Source organism: Pseudomonas sp. TMW22089 (genome assembly GCF_022496645.1).
In the GTDB taxonomy this organism is placed as follows: Bacteria; Pseudomonadota; Gammaproteobacteria; order Pseudomonadales; family Pseudomonadaceae; genus Aquipseudomonas; species Aquipseudomonas paraversuta.
This window is the reverse complement of record NZ_SCFG01000018.1, coordinates 57,985-72,544: the sequence shown is the minus strand read 5'-3', so window position 1 is coordinate 72,544 and position 14,560 is coordinate 57,985. Positions and strand designations below refer to the sequence as shown.

The 14,560-nt window shown below is 58.9% G+C and carries 18 protein-coding genes; 11 read left to right on the top strand and 7 right to left on the bottom strand.

What is annotated here, in order from left to right:
* Positions 1 to 56: 56 nt before the first annotated feature.
* Positions 57 to 521 carry a MarR family winged helix-turn-helix transcriptional regulator gene (locus tag EQV90_RS16140; RefSeq protein ID WP_127195944.1) on the bottom strand — a complete coding sequence of 155 codons (465 nt, stop codon included), beginning with the start codon at positions 519 to 521 and terminating at the stop codon, positions 57 to 59.
* Positions 522 to 662: 141 nt separating this feature from the next.
* The gene (locus tag EQV90_RS16135; RefSeq protein WP_003447329.1) at positions 663 to 1,697 is read right to left on the bottom strand and encodes a 2,5-dihydroxypyridine 5,6-dioxygenase; all 1,035 of its coding nucleotides are present in this window, start codon (positions 1,695 to 1,697) and stop codon (positions 663 to 665) included.
* A gap of 328 nt (positions 1,698 to 2,025) precedes the next feature.
* On the opposite strand from EQV90_RS16135, the gene EQV90_RS16130 reads away from it, so the two are divergent.
* The 6 genes from EQV90_RS16130 (at position 2,026) to EQV90_RS16105 (ending at position 7,732) form a co-directional block, all read left to right on the top strand.
* Positions 2,026 to 3,174, top strand: a complete 1,149-nt coding sequence (locus EQV90_RS16130) for an FAD-dependent monooxygenase (RefSeq protein WP_010656143.1) — start codon at positions 2,026 to 2,028, stop codon at positions 3,172 to 3,174.
* Complete coding sequence (locus tag EQV90_RS16125; protein ID WP_240878397.1) at positions 3,171 to 3,983, top strand: alpha/beta hydrolase; 813 nt, start codon at positions 3,171 to 3,173, stop codon at positions 3,981 to 3,983. Before EQV90_RS16130 ends, EQV90_RS16125 begins: the two co-directional genes overlap by 4 nt.
* 87 nt (positions 3,984 to 4,070) lie before the next feature.
* On the top strand, positions 4,071 to 4,775 hold the full coding sequence (locus EQV90_RS16120) for an Asp/Glu racemase (RefSeq protein WP_177412951.1): 705 nt from the start codon (positions 4,071 to 4,073) through the stop codon (positions 4,773 to 4,775).
* A gap of 10 nt (positions 4,776 to 4,785) precedes the next feature.
* A complete protein-coding gene (locus EQV90_RS16115; protein WP_003447325.1) occupies positions 4,786 to 5,424 on the top strand; it encodes an N-carbamoylsarcosine amidohydrolase in 639 nt (212 codons plus the stop codon).
* 203 nt (positions 5,425 to 5,627) lie between these two features.
* Complete coding sequence (locus EQV90_RS16110; protein ID WP_010656144.1) at positions 5,628 to 6,944, top strand: MFS transporter; 1,317 nt, start codon at positions 5,628 to 5,630, stop codon at positions 6,942 to 6,944.
* Positions 6,945 to 7,057: 113 nt separating this feature from the next.
* The gene (locus EQV90_RS16105) at positions 7,058 to 7,732 is read left to right on the top strand and encodes a DUF480 domain-containing protein (RefSeq protein ID WP_003447323.1); all 675 of its coding nucleotides are present in this window, start codon (positions 7,058 to 7,060) and stop codon (positions 7,730 to 7,732) included.
* 39 nt (positions 7,733 to 7,771) lie between these two features.
* On the opposite strand, the gene EQV90_RS16100 is transcribed toward EQV90_RS16105, so the two are convergent.
* Positions 7,772 to 8,590, bottom strand: coding sequence for a shikimate 5-dehydrogenase (locus EQV90_RS16100; RefSeq protein ID WP_240878396.1), 819 nt, complete (start codon positions 8,588 to 8,590; stop codon positions 7,772 to 7,774).
* Between the two features lie 229 nt (positions 8,591 to 8,819).
* Between EQV90_RS16100 and EQV90_RS16095 the strand changes: the two genes are divergently transcribed.
* The 3 genes from EQV90_RS16095 (at position 8,820) to EQV90_RS16085 (ending at position 9,806) form a co-directional block, all read left to right on the top strand.
* Complete coding sequence (locus EQV90_RS16095) at positions 8,820 to 9,149, top strand: hypothetical protein (RefSeq protein ID WP_240878395.1); 330 nt, start codon at positions 8,820 to 8,822, stop codon at positions 9,147 to 9,149.
* Positions 9,150 to 9,315: 166 nt separating this feature from the next.
* Complete coding sequence (locus EQV90_RS16090; RefSeq protein WP_003447320.1) at positions 9,316 to 9,510, top strand: hypothetical protein; 195 nt, start codon at positions 9,316 to 9,318, stop codon at positions 9,508 to 9,510.
* Between the two features lie 101 nt (positions 9,511 to 9,611).
* Complete coding sequence (locus EQV90_RS16085; RefSeq protein ID WP_081481304.1) at positions 9,612 to 9,806, top strand: hypothetical protein; 195 nt, start codon at positions 9,612 to 9,614, stop codon at positions 9,804 to 9,806.
* Here EQV90_RS16085 and EQV90_RS16080 read toward each other — a convergent pair.
* Positions 9,754 to 10,065: an AzlD domain-containing protein gene (locus tag EQV90_RS16080; RefSeq protein ID WP_003447318.1), complete on the bottom strand. Its 312-nt coding sequence runs from the start codon at positions 10,063 to 10,065 to the stop codon at positions 9,754 to 9,756. The genes EQV90_RS16085 and EQV90_RS16080 overlap by 53 nt on opposite strands.
* Positions 10,062 to 10,757, bottom strand: a complete 696-nt coding sequence (locus tag EQV90_RS16075) for an AzlC family ABC transporter permease (protein WP_003447316.1) — start codon at positions 10,755 to 10,757, stop codon at positions 10,062 to 10,064. Before EQV90_RS16075 ends, EQV90_RS16080 begins: the two co-directional genes overlap by 4 nt.
* 207 nt (positions 10,758 to 10,964) lie before the next feature.
* Here EQV90_RS16075 and EQV90_RS16070 point away from each other — a divergent pair, with 207 nt between their 5' ends.
* A complete protein-coding gene (locus EQV90_RS16070; protein WP_003447315.1) occupies positions 10,965 to 11,483 on the top strand; it encodes a DNA starvation/stationary phase protection protein in 519 nt (172 codons plus the stop codon).
* A 126-nt stretch (positions 11,484 to 11,609) separates the two neighbouring features.
* Here EQV90_RS16070 and EQV90_RS16065 read toward each other — a convergent pair whose 3' ends face one another.
* Entirely contained in the window at positions 11,610 to 12,551 is a 942-nt protein-coding gene (locus tag EQV90_RS16065; protein ID WP_003447314.1) for a class I SAM-dependent methyltransferase, read from the bottom strand.
* A 330-nt stretch (positions 12,552 to 12,881) separates the two neighbouring features.
* Here EQV90_RS16065 and pbpG point away from each other — a divergent pair, with 330 nt between their 5' ends.
* A complete protein-coding gene (gene pbpG / locus EQV90_RS16060; protein ID WP_029612469.1) occupies positions 12,882 to 13,820 on the top strand; it encodes a D-alanyl-D-alanine endopeptidase in 939 nt (312 codons plus the stop codon).
* 280 nt (positions 13,821 to 14,100) lie between these two features.
* Here the strand turns inward: pbpG and EQV90_RS16055 are convergent, their stop codons facing one another.
* Positions 14,101 to 14,553 carry an Hsp20 family protein gene (locus EQV90_RS16055; RefSeq protein ID WP_003447312.1) on the bottom strand — a complete coding sequence of 151 codons (453 nt, stop codon included), beginning with the start codon at positions 14,551 to 14,553 and terminating at the stop codon, positions 14,101 to 14,103.
* Between the last annotated feature and the right edge of the window lie 7 nt (positions 14,554 to 14,560).

Genomic DNA, 14,560 nt, shown 5'->3' with positions numbered 1-14,560 from the left:
AAGTAAACACTTCATACAAGCCAGAGCAAGAACGATGCCACAAGGTTGGGGAAAGCTTATTCGCTGCCTTCATCCACCATTTTGCGCAGTAAATACAGGAGTGCGACCCGCTCTGCCGGGTTGAGTTTGCTCATGGTCAGCTCGCTCACTTGCAGTGCATGGGGCTCGGTCTCGCGCACTAATTGCTCACCCGCCGGGGTGAGACTGACGATGACTTTGCGCTTGTCCTGCACGGCGGGCTTGAGGGTGATCAGGTCGCGGGCCTGAAGACGCTCGACTATGCCGCGAATGGTTGCCTGATCGACTGCAGTGGCCTTGATCAGCTCACTCAAGGAACTGGGCCCGTGATCCCGAACGGCACACAGGGTGATGAACTGCACCGCAGTCAACTGCGAGTTGCCGACATTTTGCTGAAAAATCGCCATGTTGCGCTGATAGGCCTTGCGCAACAAATGGCCTGGCTGTTCGCAGAAATCATAAGCGGCCTGACGGCCTGGTTTTTTGTCTTTCGTATCCGGCACAACGGCCTCTTTCAATTCAAGGGTGAGAGGTCATGACCTTAACCTGCGGGGCCATGATCGGGGTAATGCTCAATCTGTGTCGCAACGCCCATGCAGGAGCCGGCTCCCACAACACCGGCCCCTGACCCGGGCGGGCCTGGTTTAGCGGGCCAGTACCACACCGCCGGCAACCACCGCCTGATCATCAAGATAGATATCGCAATGACGCAACGGGATATCCAGATGGCACGGGGTCTTGCGCGTGCCACCGACCTCGGTATTGGGCCCGGTGGAAAACAGGAAGTTACCCTCGAATGCCCGCGCATCCATGCACATTCCGTCGTTCTTGTCGTGCAGGCCCATCGCCGTCCATTGGGCGCGCGGCTGCAAACCCCAACCGATATGGGAAATGCCGTACACCTCCGGGTCGTTGAAATACTTCAGGTAGTCGCGCAAATACTCGGCTTCGAACCCGCCATGAATCGAGGTAATGAAACCCTTGTCGATTTCCAGGGTGATGCGCTCTCGCGAATAGTTCTTGAACGGCAAGATGATATCGCCGACATCGATTACCAGCACGCCTTCGGCGGTTTCTTCATTCGGCCAGGAGAACAGGAAACCGCTGGGCCAATGGTCCCAACGCCCCGGCTCATCGGCAAAACCATACTCGGTCACGGCCGGGTACTGCCCCAGCAACGCCTTGAAATCACTCCCTGCCCTGGATCTGACATGCATGGAGCGCGCTTGCTCCAGCAGTTTTCCGGCCGCCATCACCCGCTCCTTGTCGGCCAGGGTCGGTAGCATCCGCGCCAGCACTTCCGGGGGTTCAACCGCCAACAGAATCCGGGTTCCGGTCTTGAGGATCTGCTCCTGCTCCGGCGAATGCAGCAGCATCATGGTATCGACCACCAGATCCGCCGCCTCCAGCGCCCGTTGCGCCGCAATGTTGCCCGTGAGCGCGGTGTCCCCGCAGTAAGCCGTCATGTCATTACCCATGGCCGTCGGGTGATTGAACGAGGGCAATTCCACGGCGTAGACCTTGGCCCCAAGACGCTGGGCGGCGTCCATGGCGGCCCGCACCGTACGCGGATCGGAATAGTGGCTTTTGAGCACTGCGACACTCTGGGTCGCGTCCACTCGGGACAGTTGCAACACGTGCTCAAACATTTGCGTCAACTCGCAGTCGCTCACCGGCATTTACTCATCCTCTCTATCGAATCGCTGCAGGGGGCAAACGCCGAACTGCCCGTCGCACCAAATCAGGCAGAGCGTTTCAGCCGCTCAACTAAAGCGTACACACTATTTAATAACTGATGAACATTATTTTCCGAAAAACCAAAAAAACCACACAACAGTTAGAGCCCAACAATTAGTGGCTTTCAAGGCTGAAAACAGCCCTCAGGAAAAGTATTTATTTTTCTGAGGGGCTATACAGCTTGAAAATTAATAGCGTATACACTGTAAATGTCTGGCCGAGGCCCATGGTCCCGGCAACCGCTCCCGCTCTAGAAAAAGGAAGCCTTGCATGCCCGTAAAACAAAAAATCGCCATCGTCGGCGCAGGTCTTGGAGGCGCCGCAGCGGCCACGCTGCTGCAAAAAGCCGGGTTCCAGGTCGATATTTATGAGCAGGCCCCCGCGTTTTCCCGCATTGGCGCGGGTATTCACATGGGGCCGAATATCATGAAAATTTTCCGCCGCATGGGCATCGAACAGAAGTTGAGCGACATGGGCTCGCACCCCGATTTCTGGTTCAGCCGGGACGGTGCCAGCGGCGACTACCTGTCGCGCATCCCGCTGGGCGAGTTTGCCCGCAAAGAATACGGCGCCGCCTATATCACGGTGCATCGCGGCGATTTGCATGCGCTGCAAATGTCGACCATCGCGCCGGGCACCACCCACTTCAATAAATGCCTGACCCGCCTTGAAGAAACCGATTCGCTGGTACGCCTGCACTTCAGCGACGGCACCAGCACCGAAGCCGACATCGTGATTGGTGCCGATGGCATCAATTCTAAAATCCGCGAAGAATTGCTCGGCGCAGAAAAACCGCTCTACAGCGGCTGGGTTGCCCATCGCGCGCTGATCCGCAGCGAAACCCTGGGCAAATACAACCTCGACTTCGAGAACTGTGTGAAGTGGTGGAGCCACGACCGCCACATGATGGTCTATCACACCACCGCCAAGCGCGACGAGTACTACTACGTCACCGGGGTTCCCCATGAGGCGTGGGACTTCCAGGGCAATTTCGTCGACAGCAGCCGCGAAGAGATGTACCAGGCTTTCGAGGGTTACAACCCCACCGTTCAGGCGCTGATTGAGTCCAGTGAAAGCGTGACCAAGTGGCCGCTGCTCAATCGCAATCCACTGCCGTTGTGGAGCCGCGGACGCCTGGTGTTGCTGGGCGATGCCTGCCATCCCATGAAGCCGCACATGGCCCAGGGTGCCGGCATGGCCATCGAAGATGCCGCCATGTTGACCCGTTGCCTGCAGGAAACCGGCCTGGGCGACTACCGCACCGCGTTCAAACTGTACGAAGCCAACCGCAAGGATCGCGCCTCGCGGGTCCAGGCCGTGTCCAACGCCAACACCTGGCTGCGCACCCAGGAAGATCCGGCCTGGGTCTACGGCTACGACCTGTACAGCCACTCCCTTGAGTCGGAAGTACCGGCATGAGCACATTCATAGAGGGCGGCAATGTCCAGGCCAATGGCATTCGCCAGCATTACCTGCGCTACGGCAGCCAGCACGACTCGGTAAAACCGGTGTTGCTGCTGATCCCGGGCATCACCAGCCCGGCCATTACCTGGGGCTTTGTCGCCGAACGCCTTGGCGCCGATTACGACACCTATGTACTTGATGTACGGGGGCGCGGCCTGTCTTCCACCGGCCCCGAACTGGATTACAGCGCCGATACCTGCGCGGACGACATCAGCGCTTTCGCCCAGGCCATGGGCTTTGATGGCTATCACCTGGCCGGCCACTCCATGGGCGCACGCTTTGCCGTACGCAGTGCCGCACGCAATCCGGGCGCAGTGAAAAGCCTGGTGCTGATCGATCCTCCGGTATCCGGCCCGGGTCGACGCGAGTACCCCAGCAAACTGGCGTGGTACGTGGACTCGATCCGCCAGGCCGAACAAGGCATGGACGCCGAGGCCATGCGCGCCTTCTGCCCCACCTGGAGCCTGGAGCAACTGCAATTGCGCGCCGAATGGCTGCACACCTGTTATGAGCCCGCCATCGTTCGCGCCTTCAACGATTTCCATGACGTGGACTTCCATCAAGACCTGCCAAAACTCACCGTGCCCGCGCTGCTGATGGTCGCCGGGCGTGGCGCAGTGATACAGGCCGCCGACGAAGCGCAAATCCTCGAGCTGCAGCCACGGATCCAGATAGCCCGGGTGCCGAACGCCGGGCACATGATCCCCTGGGATGACCTTGAAGGTTTTCTCGGCGCATGCCGCGACTTCCTCGCCCGCCACTGATCCGCATTCTGCGCAACGCTTTTAAGGAGACACTCTGTGATCAAGCCTTACCGCATCGGCCAGATTGTGCCGAGCTCCAACACCACCATGGAAACCGAGATTCCGGCGATGCTCACCGCACGCCAATTGATCCGCCCCGAACGCTTCACCTTCCACTCCAGCCGCATGCGCATGAAACAGGTGCGCAAGGAAGAACTGGCAGCAATGGACGGCGAATCCGACCGCTGCGCCATCGAACTGTCCGACGCCAAAGTCGACGTACTGGGCTACGCCTGCCTGGTGGCGATCATGGCCATGGGCCTGGGCTACCATCGCAAATCCGAGGCGCGCCTGACCCGGGCCACGGCCGATAACGACGCCACTGCACCGGTCATTACCAGCGCCGGCGCACTGATCGACGGCCTCAAGGTGATGGGCGCCAAAAAAATCGCCATCGTGGCGCCGTACATGAAGCCGCTGACACAGCTGGTGGTGGATTACATTCGCGAGGAAGGGTTTGAAGTGGTGGACTGGCGCGCCCTGGAAATCCCCGACAATCTGCAAGTAGCCCTGCATGATCCAGCCAGGTTACCGGCCATTGTCAGCAGCATGAACCTTGAAGGCGTGGACGTGATCGTGCTATCTGCCTGCGTGCAAATGCAATCCTTGCCCGTGGTGCCCCAGGTTGAAGCGCAAACCGGAATCCCGGTACTGACTGCCGCCATTGCCACCACTTACGCCATGCTCAAGGCCCTCGATCTGGAACCCATAGTGCCGGGCGCCGGCGCGCTGCTTTCGGGCGCTTATAAATAGGAGCAAAGTCATGAGCCAGGAACAAAGTGCCGACGCCAACTATCAGGGCGTATGGGGCCAGCGCATCGGTTTTGGCAACAAGCCGGCCTTGCTGATGGTGGATTTCATGCAGGGTTATACCCGCGAGGGCGCCCCCCTGTTCGCCCCGGGCGTGGTCAGCGCTGTCGCCGAGAGTGCCGGGCTGCTGGCCTGCGCCCGTGACCACGGAGTTTTGGTGGTGCATACCAATATCCGCTACCACCCGGGGCATTTTGCCGACGGCGGGATCTGGCTTAAAAAAGCCCCGGTGATGAAAGACATGGTCGAGGGCAACCCGCTGGCCGCCTTCTGCGAAGCGGTCACACCGAATGCGGATGAAGTGGTGATCAGCAAGCAATACGCCAGTTCGTTTTTCGGCACCAGCCTGGCATCGCTGTTGCACGCCCAGGGTATCGACACCCTGGTCCTCGCAGGCTGCTCCACCAGTGGCTGCATCCGCGCAACAGCAGTGGATGCCGTGCAACACGGCTTTCGCACCATCGTTGTGCGCGAGTGTGTCGGTGACCGGCACAGCGCGCCGCATGAAGCCAACCTGTTCGATATCGACAGTAAATATGGCGATGTGGTGAGCAAACGGGAGGCCATGGAGCAATTCGCCAAAAGCGTTTGAGTAACATCCGGCAGACAGGGAAATCCGCCATAGAACCGGGCCGCAGAGCACCGGTCGCCACAACTGGGCAAGGCCTCACTCCGAGCATCGAGGAGGGCCGGCCCAGTCTTCTGACACTGCCTTTGGAAGCCGCTTTACGAGCCTGCCAAAGCACTGATCGCGGCTACACAAAAACAAACATAAGTCACCGCCAGGAGACACACATGCCCTCTGCAAATGCTGGAACAACCCTTGCGACCCCTGTGGCAGATCCCGTCAAGGCGCTCTATCACAAGATCACCTGGAAACTGATCCCCTTTCTTTGCTTCTGTTATCTGGCGTCCTATCTGGACCGGATCAACATCGGCTTCGCCAAGCTGCAAATGCTGCAAGACCTGCATTTCAGCGAGACCGCATTCGGCCTTGGCGCGGGCCTGTTTTTCGTCGGTTATATCCTGTTCGAGGTGCCGAGCAACCTGGCGCTGGAGAAGGTCGGGGCCAAGGTCTGGATTGCCCGGATCATGATTACCTGGGGCCTGCTGTCGGCCTGCACCATGCTGGTCACCACCCCGACCCAGTTCTACTTTGTACGCTTTCTGCTGGGTGCGGCCGAAGCCGGGTTTCTGCCGGGCGTGCTGTACTACCTGACCACCTGGTTTCCGACCTATCGGCGCGGGCGCATCATTGCCCTGTTCATGATCGGCATGCCGCTTTCCAGCGTGATCGGCGGGCCGCTGTCAGGCTGGATCATGGGCGCCTTCGACAACACCGCCGGCCTGCGCGGCTGGCAATGGCTGTTTATCGTCGAAGCCGTACCCAGCGTGCTGCTCGGCATCCTGACGTTCTGGGTACTGCCGGATAACCATCACAAAGCCAAATGGTTGAACGACGAAGAAAAAGCCTTGCTCGAAGGCGAACTGCGCCTGGATGACGTCGAGGGCAAAAACAGCAAGCACAGCTTCCGTGACGGCTTTTTCAACCTCAAGGTCTGGATGCTCGGCGGCATCGACTTTTCCATCCTGCTCAGCGCCTACGCCATGGCGTTCTGGATGCCGACCTTCATTCGCAACGCTGGGGTGGCCGACAACTTTCATATCGGTGTGCTGACCGCACTGCCCAGTGCCGCCGCCCTGGTTGGCATGCTGATGATCGGTGCCAGTTCGGACCGTCGTCGCGAACGGCGCTGGCATATCATCGTGCCCTTTTTGATTGGTGCGGCAGCCATGGCCGCCACCACCTTCTTTAACCACAACGTGTTTGCCACGGTTTTGCTGTTCGCCATTGCTTCGGCCGCCATCATCGGGGCCGTACCGGTGTTCTTCAGTTTGCCGGCGACCTTTCTCAAGGGCCGGGCCGCCGCTACCGGGTTCGCCCTGGCCTGCTCGCTGGCCAATATTGCCGGGCTGGTGAGTAATTCGCTGATGGGCATTGCCATCGACGTCACCGGCAGCGGTGCCGGCGCACTGTGGTTCTTTGCCGGCTGTCTGCTACTGAGCAGCCTGCTGGTGATTGCGCTGCCGGCCAAACTGGTCAACCGCTAACCGCCCTCCCCGCAGGTACTGCCCGGGCCAGCCCCCTGCGGGGCCAATCAAGACAGTCGCTCTAACGGGCAAAAGACTCCACAATGGCCGCTGGCTAAAAATGGAGAAGAGAAATGGAATCCCCAGCGAGTCAGTCCACAGAAAACCCGCAGATCGAATCTGACACCGGACCTCGTCTCAACAGCATCGAGATCCGCATTCTCGGCTCCCTGATCGAGAAACAGGCCACCCACCCTGAAACTTATCCACTGACCCTCAACGCCCTGCTGCTGGCCTGCAATCAGAAAACCAGCCGCGAGCCGGTGATGAGCCTGACCCAGGGCCAGGTCGGACAAAGCCTGCGCGCACTGGAAGGTCGCGGCTTTACCCGGCTGGTGATGGGCAGCCGTGCCGACCGCTGGGAACACAAGGTCGACAAGGCGCTGGAGCTGGTTCCGGCCCAGGTGATCCTGCTGGGGCTGCTGTTTTTGCGGGGCCCGCAAACCCTCAATGAGCTGCTGACCCGCAGCTCACGCATGCACGATTTCGAAGACACCGAACAAGTGCAACACCAGCTGGAGCGCCTGATCGCCCGTGATCTGGCGCTGCTGGTGCCGCGCCAGTCCGGCCAGCGCGAAGACCGCTACATGCACGCTCTGGGCGACCCGGCCGATATCGAAACAATCATCTCGGCCCGCCAGCAACCTGCCGAGCGCAGCAGCGCCAGTGCCGGCGTATCACTGGAACGCTTTGAAGCCCTTGAGGCGCGAATCGCCGCGCTCGAAGCACGTCTGGCGGAACTCGAGTAAATCCGTAGAGCGGGCGAAATAACGCGCCCGCTCCTTCACTCAGCTACGGGCAAACGCCACCGCGGCCTTGAACTGCTCGGCTGTGGGCCGCACGCCGGTGTACAGCACAAACTGCTCCAGGGCCTGGATCGCAATGACCTCAAGGCCGGTAATCACCCGCTTGCCCTGAGCCCGAGCGCAAAGGATCAATGGCGTTTCAGCCGGAATGGCCACCACATCGAAGATGATTTCTGCCTGCGCAATTGCATCTTCTGCAAACGCCAGATCATTCGCCTCGGCACCCCCCGTCATGCCCACGGGCGTGGTGTTGATCAGCATCTGCGGCCTGCTCTCCCCCAGCTCCGGCTGCCAGGCATAACCCAGGGTTTTGGCCAGCCCCGCCCCCGTCGCCTCATTGCGGGCCACGATCAGTCCATTGCGATAACCACCATCACGCAAGGCCGATGCCACTGCCTTGGCCATGCCACCGCTGCCGCGCAGGGCGAATGTGGTTTGCTGCGGGACTTTATGATCGCGCAGCAATTGGGCTATGGCGATGTAGTCGGTGTTGTAGGCCTTCAAGTGGCCATCGGTATTGACGATGGTGTTGATCGACGCAATGGCCCGGGCCGAGGCATCCAGCTCATCGACCAGCGCAATGCAGGCCTCCTTGAAGGGCATGGACACGCCGCAGCCGCGAATGCCCAGGGCCCGGATACCGGTCACCGCCCCTGCCAGATCCTTGCTGCTGAACGCCTTGTAGTAAAAGTTCAGGCCCAGCTGCTCGTATAGATGATTATGAAAACGCAGTCCGAAATTCCCCGGCCGGCCCGACAGCGATATGCACAGTCGGGTGTCTTTATCCGGATTCATTTGCATGCTCATCTCCTTGCAGATTGCTTTCAGATCGACGGCACAAGCCGCGTGGGTAGTTTTGTTGGATCATATTGCTGCTGCCCGGGCTGAAACGTCTCAGCGCCGGGCAAACCTTACACAATATTTACCGAAGCGCTCCGCAGTTTTTTCAAAAAAGGCGGTCATAGAGTTATCCCCGCAATGTTTACGTGGCCCAGTGGCCAAAGTCGGGACTGAAACCAGAGGAATCGTCATGATGCGTACCATCCCCAAAGTAGCTTTGCTTATCGGCGCTTTGGCTGTCGCAGGCCAAGCCAGCGCCCATGGCGGTTGGGATGCCGGATCAGCCGTTGTCGGTGCAGTGGTCGGCGCTACCGTTGCAGGCTCGGTCATGGCTGCACAACAACCACGTCCGGTGTATATCCAGCAGCCGGTGTATGTCCAGCCGCAACCGATCTATTACCAGCCACGGCCGGTCTATGTCCCGGCGCCACAACCGGTCTATTACCAGGGCTACTATGGTCGCCCGCACCCGGTGTATTACGGCCCGCCCCGCGGCTACTACGGCCCGCCGCGCTGGTAAGCAGCGGGTTCACCGGCAGGCTTGTGAAGCTGGCGCCAGGTCTGATTAGATGTCATGGGTGTCGCGGCTGAGACAGCCTCATGCTGCGGGTTGCGGCATGATGGTCATCAGTCCGCTGCACCCGGACAGCCAACAAGAGCACTTTATAAAAACAAGGACGACCTGTATGCCTACACAAAACCCGCACCGCACCGCAGGCCTGTGCACTTCAAGCAAGGTCTATAACACCCTCACCGAGCTCAAGCAGCTCGAAGGCCACCGCACTGCGAAACTCATGTCGCTGCTGGCCCAGCACCTTGTAAGCGAAGGGCTCATCAGCGATCAGCAAGTGATGCAGATGCTCGACCAGGTGGTTGATTAGACCCTGACCTCACTGGCATCAATGGCCACTATCACGCGCAATGATTATTTGCGCACCGGCACAGACCTTAAGCTAGCAACATTGTTTGCAGAGAGGTTTGTATGTCAAAAGTTCATGTCATGTCTGTCATCGGTAGCGCAGTACCGGCCCGGCTTCGAGCCGACGGCCTTCTGGCCTGCTGGTACCTGGTCAGTGACGGCGTTGCCGTCAGCGGTCCCTTCACTACGCGAGCTGCGGCCCAGATCAAAGCCACCAGCGAAACAGATAAAACAGCCCCATGCTTAACGCAACACTGAGCAGAACGTTGCGGCTCCAGAGCATCAGCCCTATCGCACACAGGCCGGCCAGCAGGTACGGATTGCCCGGCCCCAGGTCGAGGCCGTGATCTTTGACAAAAATGATCGGCCCGCAAATGGCTGTGAGCATCCCGGGCACCGCAAACCCGAGAAACTCCTTTACCCGCCGGTTCAGGCGAATCGGCAACCGCGGCTCCAGAAACAGGTAGCGGTTGAAAAACAGAATCAGGGTCATCCCCGCGATAATCATCCAGATCATGCGAAGTACTCCCCCAGCCGCTTGCACACATAGCCTGCAGCCATGCCCGCCAGCCCCGCCAATACAATCGCCGACTCCCACTGCCAGTGACTGAACAGCACCACGCTCAGCAGTGAGACCGCGACACAGATCACCGTCGGCACATTACGCACCACGGGTGTAATCAGGGCGATAAAAGTCGCGGCAATCGAGAACTCCAGCCCCAGTTGATCCAGCCCCGGAATGCTCTTGCCCAGTATTACCCCAAGCAGGGTAAAGAGGTTCCAGCCCAGGTACATGCACAGCCCGACACCCAATGCGTACCAGCGACTGAAGGTCTTCTGGTCATAGGGGCTGACCAGGGCGAAAAATTCGTCGGTCAGCAGAAACCCGAGCCCGAACCGCCACCTGACCGGCAGTGGCGACACCAGCGGGCGCAGATGCATCGCGTACAGCAAATGCTGCGAGGTCAGGAGCAAGGTGGTCAGCAGGATTGAAATCACACTGGCGCCGCCCTTGATCATGCCAATGGCCACCAACTGGGCCGCCCCGGCAAAAACAAACACCGACAGACCCTGACTCTGCAGCGGGGTCAATTGCGCATCAATTGCCGTCGAACCCGCCAGCAACCCCCAGGGCGCACACGCCAGGGTCAATGGAAGACAAGCAATCGCACCGCGGGTGAACGCGACGCGTGGAAGGGTCGTAGGCATCAAAAAACATCCCGGCAATAAGCAGTGGCAAAGGGTCGCAGCAGGGTGTTCCAAAGTATTGAACAATCTTGCTCTTTCGCCGGTCGCAACCTGTAGACGGCTCCAGGGTGCGTTTGACGAAAGGCAGTTCCTGGTCTTTAGTCAGCCGGCACAGACACGCCCGACACCCTGCGTCATCCCCATTTCCAGCCACCACGAGGAACCATCATGAAAGACCTGAAATCCGCCAAGGAAAGCAGAAAGGCCGATCTGCGGACACCTTCGGCGCTGAGCGATGAAGCCTGCATCAACATTGCGGCAGAAGTGAATGCCCTGCTGGCCGATACCTTTGCCATTTACATGAAAACCAAGAACTTCCACTGGCATATGTCAGGCCCGCACTTCCGTGACTTCCATCTGCTGCTGGACGAGCAGTCCGATCAGATTTTTGCCACCACCGACGCCATTGCCGAGCGCGTGCGCAAGCTGGGTCGCACCACTATCCGCTCGGTGGGTCACATCAAAAAACTCCAGCGCCTGCTGGACAACGACGCCGACTTCGTGACCCCGAGCGACATGCTGGCCGAGTTGCGCGAAGACAATATCCAGCTCGCCGCCTACATGCGCGAGACCCACGAAATGTGTTCTGAACTCGGCGACGTGGCGACCACCAGCCTGCTGGAAAACTGGATCGACGAGGCCGAACGCCGCGTCTGGTTCCTGTTTGAATCGTCGCGCACCAAGTAAGCCCGCACCGGCTAACAAAGCATGAAATATGTTTCACATTTCTGACTGGCAGCGAGCTGTATATTCGCCCTGCTCATTCAATGAACCCTTCGCCCGCACCCTCCCCCGCGGGCTTTTTTTTGCCGGTCAAACCCCTTGTTTGAACACCAGCGCTTTCAAACCGCACTCTGCATCGGCGTCCGGAAACTCAGGCGGGTTCTCCAGTCGCTGCACGAAACGCAAACTCGGCGCATCAAGGGTCACGCCGTCGATCAGGAAGTCAGAGCCGAAAGCCGGATCGTTCATGCACGCCAGCACCGTGCCGTTCTCAGTGAGCAACTCCGGCAGGCGCCGAACCACCCGCTGGTAATCCTTGGTCAGCAAAAAACTGCCCTTCTGGAAGGAAGGCGGATCAATGATCACCAAATCATAAGGGCCCATGCTTTTCACCTTGCCCCAGGACTTGAACAGCTCATGGCCAAGGAAGCTCACCTTGCTCATGTCATGGGCATTGAGACGGTGATTGTCGCGACCACGGCTCAATGCCGCACGGGACATATCGAGGTTGACCACATGCTGGGCGCCGCCTTCGATGGCGGCGACCGAGAAGCCGCAGGTGTAGGCAAACAGATTCAGGACCCGCTTGCCCTCGGCATTGGCCCGTACCCAGTCACGGCCGTAGCGCATATCAAGGAACAGGCCGTTGTTCTGCTTGCGGCCCAGGTCGACGCGGTAGCGCAAGCCACCTTCGGTCAGCGTCCACTCATCAATCGCTTCGCCGACCAGCCATTCGCTGTCACTGTTGAGTGTGTAGCGGTGCTGCATCACCAGCGTGTGCGCCCCGCTGGCTTGCCATACCGCCGATTGCGAGAGGTTCAGCAGCAGGTGCTTCAATGCCTCTAGCTGCGCCGGCTCAGGCTCTTTGAATAGCGAAACCAGGAGCACGCCCTGCAGCCAGTCCACCGTCAATTGCTCAAGTCCCGGCCAGCACCGTCCGCGCCCATGGAACAAACGCCGGGTTTCGTCGGGCGCAGTCTCCAAGGCAGTCAATAGGTGCAGGTGCAGGGTGCTTAACGCTTCAGGAGTCATCGGGCCGGCCGGTCAGTTTCAAGGGCCGGCATTTTACACAATTGCCGGTCTCTTAAGTGTCCCGGGCCAAAGCAAACGCCGGCCGGCCCCACTCGCGTTCAGCCAGCGCACAGCTTTGAGCTGCTACCCTCGCCCGCGGCAGCCGACCGGATCGACAAATTGCCCGGGCAGAGAAAGTCTACAAATAACGATTTACCTGAAATACATGCTCCAAGTCCCTGCGAAATCAGGCATTTCAACGATTATTGATCCATACTCACGAAATGTAACGATACGTTTCAAATAACCGTTACAGATCGGCACTTCCCAACCATCCTTGAGTCATTCTGCGTGAAAATTCATCTTTCGATTCTGAGCCTATTTTTAGTTCTTACAGGCACCGCCGCCCCTTCGATCGCCGCAGCGAACGAAGCCACTTCGGCTCCAAGGGATACGTCACAACTGCACATCGCTTCAGGCAGCGCGATGCTGGTCGACCTGCAGACCAACAAAATCATTTACTCCAGCAACCCTGATGTCATTGTCCCCATTGCGTCGGTCAGCAAGCTGATGACCGCCATGGTGGTACTCGACGCCAAGCAGTCGATGGATGAGTACATCTCGGTCAACATCAGCGACACCCCGGAAATGAAAGGCGTGTTCTCCCGGGTCAAGCTGGGCAGCGAACTGTCGCGCCATGAAATGATGCTGATCACCCTGATGTCTTCGGAAAACCGTGCCGCCGCCAGCCTGGCGCATCATTATCCGGGCGGTTATGTGGCGTTTATCGCGGCGATGAATGCCAAGGCCAAAAGCCTGGGCATGATGAGCACCCATTACGTCGAGCCCACCGGCCTGTCGGTGCGCAACGTGTCCACTGCCCGGGACCTGAGCAAGTTGCTGGCCGCAGCGCGGCATTACCCGATGCTGACCCAGTTGAGCACCACCAAAGAAAAGACCGTGGCGTTCCGCAAACCCAACTACACCCTGGGTTTTCACAACACCGACCATCTGGTCAATAAAGACAAATGGAACATCAAGCTGACCAAAACCGGTTTCACCAATCAGGCCGGACACTGCCTGGTACTGGTCACGGAAATGGGTAATCGCCCGGTTTCGCTGGTGATTCTCGATGCCTTCGGCAAATACACCCACTTTGCCGATGCCGGCCGTATTCGCAACTGGGTAGAAACCGGCAAGAGCGGCAGCGTGCCTGATATAGCCCTGCGCTACAAAGCCGAGAAAAATCTCAAGCACTACCAGGGCACAGCGAATCAGGCCGCAAAGTAATGCGTGACAACCAGGCCCGTCTCCCCGGGCCCGGCTCAGGATTTATTCAATGTTTGCTGACCCAGGTACAGGGTCCGATGGGCATCGAGCCGCAAACTTGCGACAGAGCCGTGATATTCAGGACTGTATACCCGGCCCCGACTGGAGCCGAGTGACAACCAAAGCAGGCACCTGCCCCGGGGAGAGGGTCGGAACAAATGCCTGCGTACCACTCTTCAAGGGCGCCCAAAGCAAGAGACCCCGCCTTAAAGACGGGGTCCCGGGCTGGCGCTTGCTCAAATCAGTTGTTCAGAGCAGCCTGCCGATCCCCGTTGATAGGGATGCGTTTGGCTTTCGCCTCTTCGGGCACGACCCGCTGCAGGTCGATGCTGAGCAAACCATTGTTCAGGTTTGCGCCCTTGATCTCGATATGGTCATCGAGACGGAAGGACAGCTTGAATGCCCTTTGGGCGATGCCCTGATGCAAGAAGGTAACGCCTTCTTCGCTGGTGCTTTCACGTTTGCTGCCGCTCACGGTCAGCACACCTTTCTCTACTTGCAGGTCCAGATCATCTTGCTGGAACCCCGCCGTTGCCACCACGATGCGATAGCTGTCTTCACCACGTTTTTCAACGTTGTAAGGTGGGTACCCGCCACTGGAATCATTGCGTAATGCGGTTTCAAACAAATCACTAAAACGGTCAAAGCCGACAGAATTACGGAACAGAGGCGCCATGGAAAGTGCAGTGCTCATAATTTCA